The 18,802-nt window shown below is 66.9% G+C and carries 16 protein-coding genes; 9 read left to right on the forward strand and 7 right to left on the reverse strand.

All coding sequences use genetic code 11. The annotated features are described in order from the left end of the window. Window positions 1-111: 111 nt before the first annotated feature. Window positions 112-2,160 carry an ADP-ribosylglycohydrolase family protein gene (locus TTER_RS12570; RefSeq protein WP_338132001.1) on the reverse strand — a complete coding sequence of 683 codons (2,049 nt, stop codon included), beginning with the start codon at window positions 2,158-2,160 and terminating at the stop codon, window positions 112-114. On the opposite strand from TTER_RS12570, the gene TTER_RS16135 reads away from it, so the two are divergent. Continuing rightward, window positions 2,080-2,259 carry a hypothetical protein gene (locus TTER_RS16135; RefSeq protein WP_241215306.1) on the forward strand — a complete coding sequence of 60 codons (180 nt, stop codon included), beginning with the start codon at window positions 2,080-2,082 and terminating at the stop codon, window positions 2,257-2,259. The genes TTER_RS12570 and TTER_RS16135 overlap by 81 nt on opposite strands. On the opposite strand, the gene TTER_RS12575 is transcribed toward TTER_RS16135, so the two are convergent. From TTER_RS12575 to TTER_RS12590, 4 genes are all read right to left on the reverse strand, one after another. Beyond that, window positions 2,239-3,072: a carbohydrate ABC transporter permease gene (locus TTER_RS12575; RefSeq protein ID WP_012876420.1), complete on the reverse strand. Its 834-nt coding sequence runs from the start codon at window positions 3,070-3,072 to the stop codon at window positions 2,239-2,241. The genes TTER_RS16135 and TTER_RS12575 overlap by 21 nt on opposite strands. 26 nt (window positions 3,073-3,098) lie before the next feature. Then, window positions 3,099-4,037 (reverse strand): carbohydrate ABC transporter permease, encoded by a 939-nt coding sequence (locus TTER_RS12580; RefSeq protein ID WP_012876421.1) that lies wholly within the window; start codon window positions 4,035-4,037, stop codon window positions 3,099-3,101. A gap of 37 nt (window positions 4,038-4,074) precedes the next feature. Beyond that, complete coding sequence (locus TTER_RS12585; RefSeq protein ID WP_012876422.1) at window positions 4,075-5,556, reverse strand: ABC transporter substrate-binding protein; 1,482 nt, start codon at window positions 5,554-5,556, stop codon at window positions 4,075-4,077. 92 nt (window positions 5,557-5,648) lie between these two features. After that, complete coding sequence (locus TTER_RS12590) at window positions 5,649-6,980, reverse strand: LacI family DNA-binding transcriptional regulator (protein WP_241215250.1); 1,332 nt, start codon at window positions 6,978-6,980, stop codon at window positions 5,649-5,651. A 22-nt stretch (window positions 6,981-7,002) separates the two neighbouring features. Between TTER_RS12590 and TTER_RS12595 the strand changes: the two genes are divergently transcribed. Genes TTER_RS12595 through TTER_RS12610 form a run of 4 tightly spaced genes read left to right on the forward strand, consistent with a single transcriptional unit; the run spans window position 7,003 to window position 11,684 of the window. Continuing rightward, window positions 7,003-8,196, forward strand: coding sequence for an ABC transporter substrate-binding protein (locus TTER_RS12595; RefSeq protein WP_169302701.1), 1,194 nt, complete (start codon window positions 7,003-7,005; stop codon window positions 8,194-8,196). Between the two features lie 17 nt (window positions 8,197-8,213). After that, a complete protein-coding gene (locus tag TTER_RS12600) occupies window positions 8,214-9,845 on the forward strand; it encodes a glycoside hydrolase family protein (RefSeq protein WP_012876425.1) in 1,632 nt (543 codons plus the stop codon). Between the two features lie 31 nt (window positions 9,846-9,876). Continuing rightward, window positions 9,877-10,797, forward strand: coding sequence for a carbohydrate ABC transporter permease (locus TTER_RS12605; RefSeq protein ID WP_012876426.1), 921 nt, complete (start codon window positions 9,877-9,879; stop codon window positions 10,795-10,797). Then, on the forward strand, window positions 10,794-11,684 hold the full coding sequence (locus TTER_RS12610; protein WP_012876427.1) for a carbohydrate ABC transporter permease: 891 nt from the start codon (window positions 10,794-10,796) through the stop codon (window positions 11,682-11,684). Before TTER_RS12605 ends, TTER_RS12610 begins: the two co-directional genes overlap by 4 nt. Here TTER_RS12610 and TTER_RS15080 read toward each other — a convergent pair. Both TTER_RS15080 and TTER_RS12620 read right to left on the reverse strand, forming a co-directional pair. Then, window positions 11,681-12,826 carry a glycoside hydrolase family 99-like domain-containing protein gene (locus TTER_RS15080; protein ID WP_012876428.1) on the reverse strand — a complete coding sequence of 382 codons (1,146 nt, stop codon included), beginning with the start codon at window positions 12,824-12,826 and terminating at the stop codon, window positions 11,681-11,683. The genes TTER_RS12610 and TTER_RS15080 overlap by 4 nt on opposite strands. A 20-nt stretch (window positions 12,827-12,846) precedes the next feature. Then, window positions 12,847-14,580, reverse strand: a complete 1,734-nt coding sequence (locus tag TTER_RS12620; RefSeq protein ID WP_012876429.1) for a hypothetical protein — start codon at window positions 14,578-14,580, stop codon at window positions 12,847-12,849. 89 nt (window positions 14,581-14,669) lie between these two features. Between TTER_RS12620 and TTER_RS12625 the strand changes: the two genes are divergently transcribed. The 4 genes from TTER_RS12625 (at window position 14,670) to TTER_RS12640 (ending at window position 18,800) form a co-directional block, all read left to right on the forward strand. Continuing rightward, entirely contained in the window at window positions 14,670-15,527 is an 858-nt protein-coding gene (locus TTER_RS12625) for an IclR family transcriptional regulator (protein ID WP_148212020.1), read from the forward strand. 13 nt (window positions 15,528-15,540) lie between these two features. Then, complete coding sequence (locus tag TTER_RS12630) at window positions 15,541-16,494, forward strand: carbohydrate ABC transporter permease (protein WP_012876431.1); 954 nt, start codon at window positions 15,541-15,543, stop codon at window positions 16,492-16,494. 71 nt (window positions 16,495-16,565) lie between these two features. After that, window positions 16,566-17,372 (forward strand): carbohydrate ABC transporter permease, encoded by an 807-nt coding sequence (locus tag TTER_RS12635; RefSeq protein ID WP_241215251.1) that lies wholly within the window; start codon window positions 16,566-16,568, stop codon window positions 17,370-17,372. A 102-nt stretch (window positions 17,373-17,474) separates the two neighbouring features. Then, on the forward strand, window positions 17,475-18,800 hold the full coding sequence (locus TTER_RS12640; protein ID WP_012876433.1) for an ABC transporter substrate-binding protein: 1,326 nt from the start codon (window positions 17,475-17,477) through the stop codon (window positions 18,798-18,800). Window positions 18,801-18,802: the final 2 nt, after the last annotated feature.

Genomic DNA, 18,802 nt, shown 5'->3' on the forward strand with positions numbered 1-18,802 from the left:
AGCTTGCGACCCGGGCATTTGGTGCAGCTGGCAGAGCGCAGGTACGTGCCAACAGGGGCAGCGAGGCACGCCGCTAGCGGCCCCACAGCCGAGGCAGCACACCGAGGAGATCTAGGGCTCACCACGGGCGGGACTCACCCTAACCCATTCCGCCGACATCGTGCCCTCCTGGCACAGCAGCCCCACTGCCCCACGCTCCAGGAGGTGCTCCTCATCCTCCACGTCGCACAGCAAGCTCCCGGCCACCCAGCAGCGCAGCCGCGCCCCCCGTACCTCCAGGGAGAGCTCGTAGGGTCGGTGCGTGGCCCACGCCAAGGGGGCCTCGGCCAGCACGCGCCAGTCGTCGGCGCACCTGACGAGGCGAGCCATGCCATCATCGCACAGCAGCAGGGCGTAGTAGCGCCTAAGGCCTCCCACTCGCGCCGCTATCCCCGCCGCCCGGGCCATGTGCACCGTCACCTTGGCCTCCACCCGGTAGTCCCGCCACTCCAGCGTCCCGTGCGCCACCAGGCCGGTGCCCTCGCCCTGGCTGACCCTAAAGGGGTGGTCCCACCAGCGACCGAACTGGTCGGCGGCGCTGAGCCATGCCCTCTGCCACATCCCACCCCCCTGAGGGAGGGTCAACAGCAGCTCGGGCTCGCCATCCCAGGTCAAGTAGTCCAAGTAGATCGAGCCCCCACAAGGGCGCTCGGCGGTGACCTCGAGCCCCACCTGGGCGATGGGCTGGCTGTCGGTGGGCGGCACGCACCAGCCGATCTCCGCGGCTTCCCCGGGAGGCAGGAGGGCTGGGTCCCCGAGCAGCGTCGCCAGCTGATCGCCCCCCGAGTAGTGCCTCACCAAGGGTCGCACCCACACCGGCCCGGTGTTGCGAGCATCGGCCTCCAACCGAGCGCGGACCGTTTGCCCCGGGTAGAGCGTGGGCGTCGAGCACAGGGAGTAGCCGGGCATCTCCTTCTCGTGGGGCTGGATGAAGGTCGGCGCGATCACCCTCGCCGCCCTGCCGGGCGCCAGATGGCGCAGGTGGATGGCCAGGCTCCTGCCCCCATGAGCGCTGTGCCCCGCCACGTTCTCGAGCTCCGCCACCCCCCTGGCGTCCGGCGAGTCTTCCGCCTCGAAGCCCTGCTGGGCACCGGGCAGCTCGAAGTGGTACCGGGCCCCTCCCTTGGGGACGATCGGCTGCAGGCCGGCCAACCTCCTGCCCAGGTTGGCTATCCTGTAGGCCTGCCGCACCGCGTCCGTGATGGCCTCCCCGGGAGCGGCGCTGACCACAAACAACCTGTCGCGCACCGGCCCGCGCCAATCGGGACCTGCGTCCAGGCCAGCCAGGCCGTTTCTGATCCCCAGGATGCAGCCCAGGTTGCCCGAGTTGCAGTCCGTGTCCCAGCCACAGGTGTTGACGATCATCAGGGACCTTTGGAAGTCGCCCTCGCCATACAGGAGCGCCAGGATGACCAGGGCGTGGTTGGGCACCACGTGGCAGTTGCCGGCAAAAAGCCCGTAGCCGTACCTGGCCTCGACGAGCTCCCTAGCGCGCCGCCAATCGGGCTCCGCCTCCCTCCAGCTGCGGACGTCCTGGATCACCCGGTGGATCGTCGAGTCGCGGGGGATGAGGGAGGAGGCCACGTCCAGCAGCCGTCCCAGGTCGCGCTCCACAAAGGCCTGTGCCTCCAGGGCGGCGATCACCGCCGCGGCGTGCAGCGCCTCGCCGTCGTGGCTCACGCTGGCGGCCCTGCGGGCCAGGTCCGCGGCGCGCTCGGGATCGCCGGGGCAGACCATGCCCCAGCAATCGACGAAGATCTGGGCCCCTATCTGCTCGGCCACGACCCGACCGTTGAGCTCGGCCGAGCCGCTGCGGGGCGCCGGCACGCCGGCCAGGAGGCGTAGGAAGGCCGTGTGCTCGGTGGAGTTGCCCATGCCGCCCCACCAGAGCGTCGTGCGCTCCTTGATGACGTAGTTGAGCCAGGTGCGGCCGGCCTCCGCCGGCGTGAAGTCCGGGCCGTAGTCCTCCAAGGCCCGGACGAAGGTGAAGGTGCCCGACAGGTCGTCGTCGGTGACGACCAGGGGTCTGCCCAGCCTCTCGTGCACGTAGTACCAGACCTCCCCCAGCTCGCGCTGTATGCGCTCGTGGGACCAGCCCTCGAACGGCCTGCCCAGGTACACCCCGATCAGCTTGCCCAGCACGCCGGCGTACACCCTCTCCAGGTAGTCCTCAGGTACGACCATCTGTCACCTCCCGATCTACATCTTGAGCCCGCCTGACGTCAGGCCCTCCACGAATCGCCGCTGCAGCAGCAGGAACGTCACCACGATGGGAAAGATCATCATGACGGCCGCAGCGCTCGTCAGGCTCCAGTCGCGGCTGAACTGCGTGGTGAAGTTGTAGTAGCTGGTCACGACCGTGAAGTGGCTCTCGTCCGTCAGGAAAGTCAGGGCCAGCAGGAATTCGTTCCAGACCGAGAGGGCGACCACCAGCCCCACCGTGAGGAACCCGGGCCAGGAGAGGGGCACTATGATCCTCGTGAACACCTGCCACTCCCCCGCGCCGTCCACCCTGGCCGCGTCCTCGAAGTCCGTGGGTATGTGCAGCATGTAGGCCCTCAGCAGGAAGATCGCGAAGGGGCAGTTGACGGCCACGTAGATGATGATCAGGCCCAGGAGGTTGTCCACCAGCCCTAGGTGCCGCCACAGGAAGAACAGCGGCACCAGGAAGAGCTGGATGGGCAGGGTGGTCGTGACCAGCAGGTACAGCATCACGACCCCGGCACCCCTCAGGTTCATCCTGGCCAGGCTGTAGGCCGCCATACCACCGAGCAACAGCACCCCCGCGACCGTGCCGGCCACCAGGATCAGGCTGTTGCGGGTGGTGACGCTGAACCGCCCTATCTCCCAGGCGCGCAGGTAGTTGCTCCACAGCGCCTCGGAGGGAGGGCCCAGGGGATCGCGCCCTATCTCCGCCGCCGACTTGAGGGAGTTGAACACCAGAACCACCAACGGCCCCAGCGCGAACGCCAGCAGCAGGGTCAGCACCAAGTAGTTCGGTAACAGTCTCAAGATCCTGCCGGCTCTAAGCATAGCGCAAGCTCCTTTCTCCTCATCCGCTAGATCTCCCAACCCCGCCAGCGCAGCACCACGAAGATCGTGATCACCACGCCAGCCAACAGGCTCATCGTCAGCCCTATGGCGGCGGCGTAGCCCGCCTGGAAGTTCTGGAACGCCGCCTTGTACACCAGAGTCGCCAGCACCTCGGATGCGCCAGCGGGTCCACCCTGCGTGAGGATCCACACGTAATCGAACACCAAGAACGACCAGATCGAGGTCATCAGGATCATCAGCGCGACGGTGGGCCTGATGCCGGGGAGGGTGACGTACCAGAACTCCTGCCACCGATTGGCCCCCTCGATCCTAGCCGTCTCGTACAGGTCGGCGGGGATGCCCTGCATCGCCGTCAGGAACAGCACCATGAGGAAGCCCCACCAGTGCCAGTTGTCTACAAAGGCGATCGCGGGCAGAGCCGTGCTCGGCTGGCCCAGAAAGGGCTGGGCCAGCCCCCGGAAGCCCGTCCACCTGGCCACGAGGGCGCCCAGCCCGAGGTCAGGATCCATCAAGGACTGCCAGATGAAGGCGGTGACGACGCTGGGGAGCACGTAGGGCAGGAACAGCCCTATGCGGTAGAGCATGGCCCCCCGGCGGATCGGGGCCAGCAGGCTGGAGGCCACCAGGGCCATGACCATCGGCACCGTCAGGAAGAAGCCCATGTACAGCAGGTTGTGCGCGAGGGCCGACCAGAAGCCCGAGGACGTCTCCAGCATCCGTCGGTAGTTGTCGAGCCCCACGAAGTGGGCCTGCCCCACGCCCGACCAGTCGGTGAAGGAGTAGTAGATGGCGCCCACGGCTGGGCCGGTCATCACCACCAGGTTGAGGCCGAGCGCGGGCAGCACGAACAGCCACGGCAGCACCAACCTGCGCCGACGCCAGGACGCCCCACCAACCACGGCGCGCCCCTGACTCAGTACCCGCTCCTGCGTCTGACTTCCCATCCTTCGCTCCTCTCCATGCTCTTTTGTGGCCGCCCCCTTACCGCTTGGGTATGGGGGGAACCTTGCCCTCTCGCCTCTCCTGATCGAACACCTTCTGGTGCCCCTCGAGGTACTCCTTCACCGTCATCTTGCCGGCCCACACATCCTCGATCTTCTCGATGAGCCAGTTCTCGGCCGCTGGCGGCCAGAAGGTCCAGGTGGTGTAGCCGTAGCTGCCCTGATTCGAAGCCTGCACCAGGTGCTCGAAGATCTGTATCTGGCGCGGATCCATCCCCTTGAGCTGGCTGGCCTTGATCTTGATCGGGGCGGGCTCGACCCCGCAGTGGGTCACCACACGCGCATCCACCTCGGGAGAGAAGAAGTAGTCCAGGAAGTAGGCCACGGCATCGGGACTCTTGGAGTGCGCGTTGATCGAGAGGGTTGAGCCTATCGCCAGGTCGTAGATCTCCCGACCGGATGAGGAAGGCACCGGCACCCAGCCCCAGTCGTTCTCGTTGTGCGCCGCCTTACCGAAGTAGTTCTTCAGGTCGGCGATCACCCAAGTCCCTTCCAGGTCCATGGCTGCCTTGCCGTCGCCGAAGGCAGCCAGGCGTGTGTTGGTGTTGGTGGTGTAGTACCTGGCCAGCCCTCCCATGAACCAGCCGTTCTTCTGCATCTGCAGCAGTAGATCTATGGCTCGGACGAACTCCGGGTCATCCCAGCGCTTCTGGCCGAGGAGCGCCTGGTACACCGCATCGGGACCCGCCACGTGGTTGAGGAACTCGCCCACGAACCACTCGTTGGCGGGCCGCCAGTCGGCGTTCCCGTGAGCGAAGGGGATTATACCCTTGGACTCGATCTGCTGGCAGAGCCTCATCAGCTCGTCCATGGTGCGTGGGGGTTTCCAGCCGTGCTGCGCGAACAGCGTCTTGTTGTAGTACAGCACGAGCGTCTCCATCTCGTTGGGCAGGCTGTAGATCTTGCTGTTGACCATGCCCAGGGGGAGGGCCCAGGAGAGGTACCGAGCTCGCCAGCCGTAGCGAGTGATGTACTCATCTAGCGGCGCCAGTTGGTTGGCCGCGGCCAACGCCACCGCGAACGAGGGTCCAGGCGTGCCCACCAGGTCCGGGCCTCCACCACCTGCCAGCGCGGTGCGCGTTGCATCCCAGGAGTTCGCCCTGAAGGTTGGCTCGACCTTCACCTTGGCTTGGCTGCTGTTGAAGGGATCTATGGCCGATGCCACAACGCACTTGGCCCCCTGGGCGCCGCCGGTCGTATCGAACCACATAGTGATGGTCGCAGCGGGGCCGGTGTACCCCGTGGCCTGGGTCGGCGTGGGCGGCGCCTGCGTCGGGGCGGCGCTTGGGGCGGTGGGGGTGGGGCTCGGGGAGGCGCCGGGCGCAGCGGTGGGGCTGGGCGTGGTCCCCGCCGCCCCTCCGCAGGCCTGCACCAACCCTCCTACGGCCAGCGCCCCCGCGCCGGCGCCCACCCACCTCAAGAGATCGCGTCGCGTGATCCTGTGGTCGCGTGTGTTCCCCATAGTTACTGCCTCCTGCACCTAGAGTTCCAATGTTTCGACATGATCCTGTGCCGTGCCTACAGAGGTCTAGCCTACATCCCATCACCCCCTCATCACGCGGAGCACCTCACCACGAGCTCGAAAGGCATCTCCTCGGAGCGGCCCATGGCTGGGCCTTCCCCCCGCATCCGCTCGAACAACATCGCCGCGGCCCTCCTGCCGAGCTGCTCCTGGAACAGCTTGACGGTGGTCAGCGGAGGGTTGACCATCTTGGCCGTCGGGATGTCGTCGAACCCCATGACCGCCACCTCGTCCGGCACCTGCAGCCCGGCCTCCCTGAGGGCCAGCAGGGCGCCCATCGCCATCAGGTCGTTGGCCGCGAAGATCGCCCTGGGGCGCCGGCGCCCGAGCAGCCGCCTGGTCGCCTCGTAGCCGCCCTGCTCCGTGAAGTCGGAGCGCTCCAGTAGGTCGGCCTCCACCCCCAAGCCGTGCGCGCTCAGCGCCTCCAGATACCCTCGCAGCCGCAGCGGGCCGGGACCCGTGTCCGCGGAGAGCATCGCGATGGGCCAATAGCCGCGGGCGAGCAGGTACTCGGTGGCGGCCCTGGCGGCGGCGACGCTGTCCACATAGAGGTTGTCCAAGGGCCAGGGGCCGGTCTCCTGGGCCCGGGGCTCCAGGCGCACCACGTGCACCCCTCTCTCCAGCAAGGGCCTCAGGTCGTTGGCCCCCAGGTGGAAGAAGACGCCCACCACGCCATCCACCCTCCTCTGGAGCACCGAGCGCAGGCACTTGCGCTCCTTCTCCTCCAGGCCGTCCGTGTTGTACACGATGAGGTCGTAGCCCTGCTGATCGGCGACGTCCTGTATCCCTCGCTCCACCTCAGGATAGAAGGGGTTGGTGATATCGGGGATGATGCTGGCGATGGTGAAGGTCTTGCGCATGCGGAGGCCGCGGGCGTTGCTGTCGGGGACGTACCCCAGGCGCTCCGCGGCCTCCAGCACCCGACGACGGGTCTCCTCGGGCACGAGCGAGGCCCCCGGACCGCTGAGCACCAGGGATACCGTGGTCTGAGACACCCCCGCCAGGCGGGCGACGTCCTGCTGTGTGGGGCGGTTGCGAGAAGACACCTCTCCGAGCGCACCCTCCTTTTGGTAATACGTATTAGTAATACGTATTATAAACCCCTTTCGGGCGAAATCAAGCGCTGCCCCACAATATCTGCGGGCGGCGCGCACATCTTGACAGGGCCGGCACGCAGAGTACAATAAGATTACCATCAAGGTTCGTAACCGAGAATTAGGTTCATAAGCATGAACAAGCGGAGAGAGGGAGATGGGAGGCATAGGAGGTCGCCTACTCAGGGTCCTGCTGGCTTGCGTGGTGGGCGCGGCCCTGGCCGCGTGCGGGTCGCGTCCGCCCGCCGCCCCCACCTCACCGTCGGGCAAGCAGGAGGCCTACGAGCGGGGGGTGCTGCGGGTGTTCGTGTGCTGCCCCGGCGGTGAGGAGGACCTGAAGATCCGGGACAGGATCAACCGCGCCTTCGAGGCGCGGCATCCGGGGGTCACGGTCAAGCAGGAGACGCTGCCGGCCGGCACCAACTACTTCGAGAAGCTGCAGACCATGATCGCGGCGGGCAACCCTCCGGACGTCTTCGATATGTGGGAGGGCTACGTCCAGCCGTACGCGCAGGCCGGCCAGCTCCTGGATCTGGATCCCTACCTGCAGTCCGACCCGACCATAAGCAAGGCGGACTTCGACCCCCGCATACTGGAGGTCAACAGCTGGAACGGCAAGGTCTACTCGCTGCCGATCGAGTACGTGCCCTATCCCGCGGCCCTCTTCTACAACAAGGACCTGTTCGCCAGGGCGGGGGTAAAACCCCCGGACAGCTCCTGGGACTGGCGAGACGTGCTGGAGGCGGCCAGGCGCCTGACCGTGACCCAGGGGGGCAAGGTCACCCAGTGGGGGATAGCCTTCGACTACAGCTTCTACCCCACCTGGCTGTACTGGATCTGGGCCAACGGGGCCGACGTCTTCAACAAGGATCAGACCGCGTGCGCGCTCACGGACCCCAAGGCCACCCAGGCGATCCAGTTCTGGGCCGATATGCTGACCAGGTACAAGGTGGCCCCGACGGCGACCACGCTGAAGATGCTGGGCGGGCCCGCCAACGCGTTCAAGACGGGGAAGGTGGCGATGTACCTCGGGGCCGGATGGGAGCCGTCCGGCTTCGACCAGAACCCCAGGCTCAGGTACGGCTTCGCGCTCGTGCCCAAGGGGCTCACCGGGCAGCGGGCCACCTACCTCATGAACCTCACCTGGGCCATCTCGCCCCAGTCGAAGATGCAGCGCACGGCGTGGGAGTACGTCAAGTACTTCGCCACGGAGGGGGAGAAGCTCCGGCTGGAAGTGATCTCCTCCGTGCCCTCCTACAAGCCCCTCTATTCCCAGTGGCTCACGCCCGAGAAGGAGAAGAAGGGCTACGGGATCTACATCGAGGAGGCCAAGTACGCCCACATCCCCGGGGCGGGGGCGAAGTGGGACAAGATCTCGACGATCATCCAGTCCGAGCTGGACCTGGTGTTCTCCGGGCGGGAGCAGGCCTCCCAGGCAACGGCCAAGGTCTGCCCGCGGGTGAACGCCGAGCTCCAGAGGCGGTAGCTTGGGTGGAGGTAGCGATGGGCGTGCCGACGGGGTACTTCCTGGAGGAGACGATCGAGCTCGGCGTCAACAGCATCCTGGCTAGGCTGGACGCCGCCCGCCAGCACGAGCCCTACTTCCTCGTCAACCTCCGGAGCTCGCCCCCTCGGGCTGAGCACGCCAGCTGGGACTACTGCGACCTGTCGGGGCGGTGCGTGGACGCGCTCGCCCTGGCAGGGCAGGTGCTCGGCCGCGGATGGGGGGAGGCCGAGGAGGCGCTGCGCGAGTTCCTGCTGGCCCGCGCCAACCCGCGCGACGGCCTGTTCTACAACGCCGAGTCCCCGTGGTCCAGCTACGCCGCCGACATGTTCTGTCAGGGACGCGTGCTCCTGGGCCTCGTGAGCTGGTACCTGCTGACCGGCTCGTCCGAGGTCGAGGCCAAGATCGCCGCACTCATCTCCGGCCTGTCACGGATCGCCGTGCAGCGGGCAGACCACTGCTTCTACCCCAAGGACGTGTGGCGGGAGGGTCGGTGGCTCGAGGGCGGGCTCTGGAACGGCTCGGCGCCGGGCTACGCCGCGCAGCAGCTCATCGGGATGGTCAGGTACTACGAGGCCACGGGCAGCCGGGAGGCCCTGGCTCTGGCCGGCAAGCTGGCGAGGCACTTCGCCTACCACAGCGGGGCGATCGCCTGGGACGGGACCTTCCGCGGGCACACGCACAGCGGGGGCATCCTGCCCGCGACGCTGGGGGTGCTGAGGTACGCCCTGGCGGTGGGGGACGAGGAGCTGGCCGGCTGGTGCCACAGGGTGTACGCCCACGCCCGGCGGCACACCACCGCCTTCGGCTGGATACCGGACGGGCTAGGCCTCGACCCCAGCAGCACTCCCTACGCCCGCACCTGCGAGACGTGCGCCCTCGCCGACCTCGTCGAGCTGGCGATCAAGCTGTCCCAGGCTGGGCTGGGCGACCACTGGGACGACATGGAGCGGTTCGCCCGCAACCAGCTCCTCGAGAACCAGATAAGGGAGGTGGAGCGCATCCTCCCGCCGACGGTGTCGGCGGAGGACCGGGTGAGGGCCATGCTGCGCGGCAGCTTCGACAGCGCCGCCCTCCCCAACGCGCTGCTTGGCGACCCAGAGGGGGTCCTCGAGGGCTGCTGCACCCCCGCGGGGGTGCGCGCCTGCTGCCTGGTGTGGGACGCGGTGATGAGCAGGGATGCCGAGGGCGTCCACGTGCACCTGGCGGTCAGCCGCCACACCCCGTGGGCCAGCCTCGTGAGCCACGAGCCCCACAGGGGGGAGCTGCGCCTGCGGGCGCACCTGCCCGAGCGCTACTACCTGCGCCTGCCGGAGTGGGCAGATGGGCGGCAGGTCCGCCTCACGGTCGACGGACAGCCCCGAGCGGTGGCCTGGCGGGGCAGGTACCTCGACCTCGGCGTCGCCCGCGAGGGCCAGACGTTCGTCGTCACCTATCCCCAGCCCTCCGGTGAGCGCGTCGAGCGGATAGTGGGCAGGGAGTACGTGGTCGGGTGGAGAGGGGGCACCGTCACCTCCATATCCCCCGCGGGGGCTCGGTACCCGACCTACCTGAGGCCGGAGGTCGGGCGAGGGTACGAGCCGCCGGCGAGCGCCGAGCCGCCGGCGAGGGAGGCGAAGGTCCGATGGTAGGGCACGTCATCTCGCGTGGGGTGGGGCTGCGATGAGGCGGGCACGCAGCCACCGCGGCATCCTGACGGCCTCGCGCAGGGAGGTGCTGTTCGGCTACCTCTTCATCTCCCCCTGGCTCGTCGGCTTCCTCGTCTTCCAGCTGGGCCCCATCCTCGCCTCGGTGGGCATCAGCCTGACGGACTGGTCCCTGCTGCGCCCGCCGCGGTTCGTGGGGCTGGCCAACTACCGGCGGCTGGCCACCGACCCCCTGTTCTTCCAGTCGCTCAAGGTGACCGCCACCTACACGGCCGTCAGCGTCCCGCTCGGGGTGGTGGCGGCGCTGCTTGTAGCGGTCCTGCTCAACAGGGCCGTGTTCGGCATCTCCTTCTTCCGGACGCTGTTCTACCTCCCCACGGTGCTGGCGGGCGTGGGCACCGCCGTGATCTGGGGGTGGATGTTCGACCCCAACTTCGGCGTGGTGAACTACGTGCTCTCCATCTTCGGCGTGCGTGGCCCCGATTGGCTGGCCAGTCCGGAGTGGGCGCTGCCCGCGCTGATCATCATGAGCTTCTGGGGCATCGGCGGGGCGATCGTCATCTTCCTCGCGGCGCTGCAGGGGGTGCCCAGGGCCCTGTACGAGGCCGCGGAGATCGACGGCGCGGGGCGCCTCGCCAAGCTGTGGTACGTCACGATCCCCATGATCTCCCCCGTCATCCTGTTCAACGTCATCACCGGGGTCATCTCCTCGTTCCAGACTTTCACCTACGCCTACGTGCTGACGGGCGGCGGCCCCAACTACGCCACGCTCTTCTACGTCCTGTACCTGTACGAGAACGCCTTCCACTGGTTCGAGATGGGCTACGCCTCCGCGCTGGCCTGGGTGCTGTTCCTGCTCATCATCGGGCTCACGATCCTCATCCTGAGGCTGTCCCGAGCTTACGTCCACTACGAAGGGGCTCTGAGGGGACGATGATCACGACTCAGGCGGCCGACAGGACCAAGCAGCAGCCGCGAGCCAGGCGCTCCCCCCTGGCAAGGCTCCTGCTGGCCGCCAGCACCTACGCCACCCTGCTGCTGCTCGGCCTGGTGATGGCCCTGCCGTTCCTGTGGATGCTGTCCACGGCGCTCAAGCCGCCCGGCACGGCCTACTCCTATCCCCCGCAGTGGGTCCCGGACCGCCTAACGCTCTCCAACTTCCCGGCGGTGCTCCACCTCATCCCCTTCTTCACCTTCCTGCGCAACAGCGTGATGGTGACCGGGCTGGCGCTGGTGGGGGAGGTGCTCTCCTCCTCGCTGGTGGCTTACGGCTTCGCCCGCTTCAGGTTTCCCGGCCGGGACGTGCTCTTCCTGCTGGTGCTGGCCACCATGATGATCCCCTACCCCGTGACCATCATCCCGACCTTCATGCTGTTCAGGGAGATCGGCTGGGTGAACACCTTCCTGCCGCTGATCGTGCCGGCCTTCTGCGGGCCGGCGTTCTACGTGTTCCTCCTGCGCCAGTTCTTCATGACGATCAGCAGCGAGCTGGACGATGCGGCGAAGATCGACGGCGCCTCCGAGTTCCGCATCTACTGGCAGATCCTGCTGCCGCTCGCCAAGCCCGCGCTGGCCACCGTGGCGGTGTTCTCGTTCGTCGCCAACTGGAACGACTTCCTCGGCCCGCTCGTGTACCTGAGCGACATTGACAAGTACACCCTGGCGCTCGGGATCAACTTCCTGCGGGCCGCCAGGGCGGAGCCAACCGACATCACCATCCAGATGGCCGGCACCCTGCTCTTCCTCCTGCCGTGCGTCCTGCTCTTCTTCCTGGCGCAGCGCCTCTTCATCCAGGGGATAGTCTTCACCGGCATCAAGGGCTAGGAGGTGAGGGCTCTTTGGAGGGCTCGGAGCATGCCGAAGCCCAGCCTGGTGTCCGGCAGGAGGTAATGGCCCTCCGTCCACTCGTTCCAGGAGCCGATCAGCAGCACCCTGGGACCTCCCCTCCCCTGCAGGAACTCCACCCCAGCGCGCACGAACCCCTCGAAGACCTCGGGCGTCTCCCCCACCACCGGCCTCGTCCGCCAGCTGCGCGGGTGCTCCAGGTCCCGCGGCAGCAGGTGCCTGGGAGTGTCGTCGCAGCCGGGGCTGACGCACGGCCAGTAGGGCAGCGCCGACAGCCCGGCCTGCTTGGGCCACACCCGCTCCACCACCTCCCGGACGGCGTCCTCGTACCTGGGCAGGTTGTCCGAGATCGGCAGCCTGCTGGCCCCCACCGCCACCGAGTTGTACAGCCCGTAGCTGTCCACGCCCACGGCCAGCACCTCCCCCAGCGCCCGCAGCACCCCGGGCTCCTGGCAGACCGCGTGGAAGTGGATGCCAGGCAGGCCCAACCTGAGGGCCAGCTCCCTCAACCCCTCCAGCAGCCTCCTCGTGCCCTCCAACCCCAGCTCCCCCACCAGCAGCGACACGTCCCACAACCCCACCACCGGCCTGCCCTCCACCCGCCAGTACCAGGGATGCCCACAGTACCTGCTCAGGATGTAGCTCAGGCTCCGCCAGATCTCCACTCCATGGGGAGCATCGTACACCAGCTCGTACGCCCCAAGCTCCCCATCCTCCCACTCCCCCAACCACCCCTGCGAGGCCCTCGCCCCGGCCGTGGGGAACCAGTAGGCCCACGGATGGTTGGTCCACATCACCGCAAACCTCATCCCCCCACCATCCCCCACCCCCAACAAACCCTCCTCCAAAGCCTCATGCAGCACTGGCCCTCCCCCATACCAGTACCAGTCGAAGATGAACACATCTATCCCGGCAGCCCTCGCCAGCTGGATGTACCTGCGCCAGGTGCTGGGCTCCCGCTCGTCCAGCTCCCCAAGCAGGGGCGTCCTGGGCTGGGGATGCCCCTCAAACCACGGCCTGGCTCCCCGCAGCAGCACGTACTCCGTCCACCCAGGCCCGTACAGCACGTCGTTGAGCGCGCTGCGGTGATAGTGCGGAAACACGTAACAGCCTACCTCCATACACCCCTCCTCTTTTCTGGCTACAGAGACTCTATGGGCTTCCCCCAAGCGGGCGTGGGCTGCGCCGGCTCCAGGTCCGACGCTCGGCCGTAGAGCGGGTGGAAGGAGCCCTCCGGCTCCACCCGCACGAGGGTCTCGCCGCGCCAGTGGCCAACGCACCAGGCGCGCCCGCCCTCCGCCCCGACCTCGTAGTGGGCGGTCCGCGCCGGCAGCGGGTAGCGCACCTCGGCCGTCTGCCCCTCCTCCAGCCGGAGGCGGACGTAGCCGGCCTCGCCTGTCAGGGCCTGCCCACGCACGAGGTGGCCCCGCTCATCCCGCACCAGGGCCACCGCCTCGCCGACCCCCTGGGGCAGTCTGATCTCCACCTCCCCAGCGCCCCGGCTGAGGACGTCCAACCTCCCCTCCGAGGGCTCGTAGCTCAGCACCCTCACCCCCGGCGTCTCGACGCTGAAGCGTAGGTGGACGATGGCCCTCCCGGGCGCCTCCTCCACAGCGTGCCTCCACAGGTCGTAGAGAGCCCTCACCCCGGCGGCGTTGCAGCACTGCATGAGCGCCGCGGCGTCGGGGTGGAAGGCGTCGTTCAGCGTCGGGCGGGAGGCGAACCCCCCCACTTGGCTCTCGACGACGCCCTCCGAGCGGGAGTAGCGCCCCTGCCAGGGCGGAGGCTCGTCGCTCGGGGGCAGCGCCGCCACCGCTGCGCGCAGCCGCTCCAGGGACAGCAGCTGGCTCTCCAGCAGGTGGTTGCGCCCGAAGCGCTCCGCGTCGGCGTAGTAGCGTCGGTCCACGTGCCTGCCAAGCAGCAGCGCTATCTCGATCATGTCGGTGGTACAGCAGATCTCCCCGTGGCGCTGGCCCAGCCCCTCGGGGAACCAGCCGAACTCGGTGCCCCAGGTCTTGGCGTGCTCGTAGCTCTGCCTGGCCCAGCTCACGTACTCCCTGCGGTCCAGCACCAGCCCCAGCTTGAGCACGCCCAGGATGAAGTTGGACCTGGTGTGGAAGTGCGCCTCCAGCTCCCCCGCGGGCCAGCGAAAGCGGCCGTCCGGGAGGTACCCGCTGGTGTGGTACAGGGCGAACTCGGCGAGGCCACTGGCTAGCCGGAGGGCCGGCTCGTACCCCGTGGCCTCGTACAGCCGCACGGCGGGCACGATCGGGGCCGCGTTGTACTCGTCGATGCCCGGGCACAACCCGGGCTGACGGCAGCGCCAGCCGCCCTCCCTGTAGTAGCCCTCGGGGAAGAACAGCCCCCGGGGGTGCCGCAGCGCGACCGCTAGCAGGCCATCGACCAGCCGGCGCGCGGCCCGCAGGTACCGCTCATCGCCGGTCGCCAGGAACCTGGTCGTCAGCCCCTGCAGCGTGCCCCGCTGCGCCCAGTTGATCTCGGCGACGCGCTCGCCCTCCCTCCATCCGGCCATCAGCAGGTCCCTCCCCCAAGGCTCGGCCCACGGCTCCGGCGGCAGCCACGACAGCCCGGCCGGGTCGAGCAGCCTGAACATCCAGCCCTCCAACCGGGACTCCGCCCCCTCGGCCTCCAGGGGGTCCCTCCCAGCCATGATGTGCGCCAGCGTTAGGGCGTCTACATGCCTGCCTGTGCCGTCCCCGCAGTCCCACAGGCAGTGGTCGGCGCGGGGCGGGCGGGCGCGCCAGGATGCCAGGAAGTACATGAGCCCGTCCCGGGAGGCGTCCAGGAGGGCGGTCAGGGCCCTGGCGCCGAGCCGCGCGCGGGCCTGCAGGTCAAAGGGGTGCACGGTCTCCACTTGCCGACCTCCGAGATGTGTTGACAGCCAGGGTTACAGCTGCTATTATAGAGCTGCTGAGTTCAATGTCAAGAACAGGGTTCGGTATAATGAATCAGGGAGATGCATCGACGGGACAAGTGAAGTCGGCCGCGCGCGTCCTGGACCTGTTGGAGCTGCTCGCGGAGCACGAGGAGGGGCTGACGCTGACGCAGATCTGCCGGGCCCTGCGCATCCCCAAGAGCAGCGCCCACGCCCTGATCAGGACCCTGCTGGGGCGAGGCTACCTGGCGCAGGGCTTCCAGGCCGGCACCTATCGCCTGGGGCCGCGGACGTTCGAGGTGGGCAGCGCCTACATGCGCAGCGTCGACCTCATAAGGGAGGGGCAGGAGATCATCCGCCAGATATCCAGGCGCTGTGGGGAGACCACCCACCTGGCCACCTTGGATGGGCAGGATGTGATCTACGTGGCCAAGGAGGAGGGCAACAACCTGATAAGGATGGTCTCGGCGGTAGGCAAGAGGTTCCCCGCCCACGGCACCGCGGTGGGCAAGATGCTGCTGTCCGGCCTGAGCCGCGACGAGCTGCTAAGGCGCTACCCCAGGTCGAGGCCGCTGCCGAAGCTCACGGAGAACACCATCACCGACCCCGAGGCCTTCTACCGCGAGCTGGAGGAGACCAGGGCGCGCGGGTACGCGCTGGACCACGAGGAGTCCACGGCGGGGTTGTGCTGCGTGGCGGCGCCCGTCTACGACGCCGGCGGCAGGATGGTCGCCGCGATGAGCATCTCCGTCCCGCGCGTCAACTTCACGGAGGCTCGGCTGCCGGAGCTGCTGCGGCTGGTGCGGGAGGGGGCGGCCGAGCTCTCCACGCGGCTGGGGTACCTGCCCGCGGGCAAGAGGGCCGACGCCGGCGTCGAGCGGGGGAGAGAGGTCGACCGGATGGTGGGATCCGGCCGAGGCACATAGCTGGAGGTGCTGGGTGGGTGGACGAAGCGACAGGTTAGGTGTGCGGTTGCAGGCTCGCCCACAGCTGGCGCGCCCTTGGCACCTGGGAATAGCCCAGCGCGAGGCCCTGCACTGCTACATCTTCATGGCACCATCGGTTCTGGGCCTGCTGCTCTTCTCGCTGGGGCCCATGATCGCCTCCCTGCTCCTGAGCTTCACGCAGTACGACGTAGTTTCCCCCCCAAAGTGGATCGGCCTACAGAACTACCAGGACCTGCTACATGACGACCTGTTCTGGCAGGCTCTCAAGGTCACGTCACTCTACTCGGCGGTTAGTGTGCCGGCGACGCTAGCGCTGGGGCTGCTGCTGGCGCTGCTGCTCAATCAGCGCTTCCGGGGCGTCTACTTCCTCCGCACAGTGTACTACCTGCCGACCGTCATATCCGGGGTCGCGGTGGCCATGTTGTGGCGCTGGATGTTCAACGCCGACTACGGGATCATCAACGTGCTGCTGGGCAAGGTAGGCGTCCAGGGACCGCAGTGGCTGCTCAGCGAGAGGTGGGCGCTGCCCGCGCTGATCATCACCAGCTTGTGGGGCTTCGGCGGCACCATGCTGATCTACCTGGCCGGCCTGCAGGGCATCCCCACGGAGCTGTACGAGGCGGCGGAGATCGACGGAGCCGGCACCTGGGGTAAGTTCCGCCACGTGACCCTCCCGCTCATCTCCCACGTAACCTTCTTCAACCTGGTGTTGGGGATAATCGGGTCCCTGCAGGTCTTTGCCGAGGCCTACGTGCTGACCGGCGGAGGGCCGAACAACGCCACCCTGCTACTGTCGGTCTACCTCTACAACAACGCCTTTCAGTACCTGAAGATGGGCTACGCCTCGGCGATCGCCTGGGTGATGTTCGTGATCGTGCTGCTGCTGACGCTGCTGGTGCTGAGGTCGTCCTCGCGCTGGGTATTCTACGAGGTGGAGGAGAGCTGATGGGACTGCGCGCGTTCGTCACGTCGGTCGGGGGGGCATGGGAGCAGGCGAGGCGGAAGATACCCCTGCTCGTGTCGTCGGCGATCCTGGCGGCCGGAGCCCTGTTCATCTTGGTCCCCTTCTTCTGGATGGTATCCACGGCGCTCAAACCGGCCAGCCAAACCTACATCTTCCCACCGGTGTGGATCCCCCGCCCGCCGCGTTTCCAGAACTTCCGGGAGGTCCTGGACCTGGTGCCGTTCCTGACGTACGCTCGCAACACCTTCATCATCGTCGCCTCCGTGCTCGTGGGCACCCTCCTGTCGTGCTCCTTCAGCGCCTACGGCTTCGCGCGCCTGCGGGCCCCCGGACGCGACCTGATCTTCCTGGGGCTGCTGGCGACCATGATGCTGCCCTCCACGGTCACCCTAGTGCCCACGTACCTGGGGTTCAACAAGCTGGGGTGGATCAACACCTTCAAGCCCCTAATAGTCCCGGCGTTCTTCGGCAACGCCTACTTCGTGTTCCTGCTGCGCCAGTTCTACAGGACGATCCCGAAGGACCTAGAGGACGCGGCCAAGATCGACGGCGCCAGCTACTACCGTATATGGTGGAACATCATGCTGCCCCTGACCACCCCCGCCTTGGCGACGGTGGCGCTGTTTACCTTTGTGTGGACCTACAACGACTTCTTTGGCCCACTCATCTACCTCACCGATGACACGAAGTGGACGATCGCGGTGGCGCTGTCCCAGTTTCAGGGGTCGCCGCGGATAGGCCCCCAGATGCACCTGCTGATGGCGGCCACCACCCTGGCGATCGTGCCCCCCGTGGCGCTCTTCCTGTTGGCGCAGCGCTACTTCGTGCAGGGGATAGTCATGACGGGGATCAAGGGCTGAGCTGCGGCATGCAGGTCGCGAGGGGGGTGATGGATCGGCGCAAGATCTCGGGCTAAGCAGGCGCAGACTTCGGTCAGGAGATGTTAGGTGCAGGAGGATCGCATGACGAACCGTAGTTATAACCGTAGGCAGTTTATCCGGATGGTGGGCGTTGCCGCCGCGACGGGCTCGCTCTGGGCGTGCGGGGGGGCTGGGAGCCAGCGAGTCACGTCGCAGCCCACACAGGCGACGCTAGAGGAGTTCTCGGCACTAATGTGGCAGGTGTCGCCCACGACCGACAGGAACTTCAAGCAGCGGGCACAGACCTTCAATGATACGCACAAGGGCAGATATAAGGTCAACTTCCAGCTACTCCCGTACGACCAGTACTGGCAGAAGATTCCTCTAGCGTACTCCGCCAATCGACCCTATGACGTGTACTTCTGGGACGTGCAAGCCTATGGTCATTTCAAGAAGGGCATGCTGTTAGACGTGCAGCCCTACCTGGACAAGGCTGGTATGTTCGACAAGGATAAGTATCCCACCAAGTTGTTTGAGGTTTGGCGCCTTGACGGTAGCCACATGTACGCAGTGCCTGAGAACATCCAGACGGTTGCGCTGTACTACAACCAGAAGATGTTCGATCAGGCCGGCATAAAGTACCCCGATGAAAGCTGGACTTGGGATGACTTCCTTGCCACCGCCCAGAAGCTCACTATACGGCAGGGCAACAAAGTTGTGCAGTGGGGAGTGGATCCAGGTGTGCTACAGGTGTGGTGGGGTCTGCAGGTGCTATCGTGGGATCAAGGCTCGGCTTTCTTCGACAAGATCGTCGAGCCCACGAAGTTCCAGATGCAGGATCCTGTCAATATCAAGGCCTTGCAGTTCGTACAGGATCTGATCTGGAAGGAGCACGTCGCGCCCAACGCTGCCCAGCGCGCGAGCATCTCCCAGAACGTGGGGCCATTCCAGGCCGGCAGGACCGCTATGTTCTTCGGCGGCAGCTGGGACATGTCCCCTCTATCTCAAGCATCCTTTAAGTGGGGCATGGTACCCTGGCCCAAGTGGAATGGCAAGCGTGTGACTCCCTACTGGCTTGGGGGGTGGGTGATCTCCAAGAAGTCCAAGGTGCCGGACGCTGCTTTTGAGTGGGCCAGGTGGTCGGCCACCGACTTCCAGATGACCATGGCCAAGCAGCATGACTGGATCCCGATACTTAACTCCGCTCGGTTGTCTAAGGAGTCGCTCGAGGGGCAGCCCCAAGGCTACCGCCTAGTGCTAGACGCTGTGACCTCCTCCGAAGCAAAGCTTGGAGACCTGTACACAACCAACAACCAGCAGATAGTGTTCGAGGTCTTCGGGCCTGTGCTAGACCAGCTTTGGAACAACAAGATCACACCCGAGCAGGCGGCCAAGACTATAGACGAGAAGGCCAACAAGCTGCTGTGACT

It is taken from the genome of Thermobaculum terrenum ATCC BAA-798, assembly GCF_000025005.1.
Taxonomy (GTDB): domain Bacteria; phylum Chloroflexota; class Chloroflexia; order Thermobaculales; family Thermobaculaceae; genus Thermobaculum; species Thermobaculum terrenum.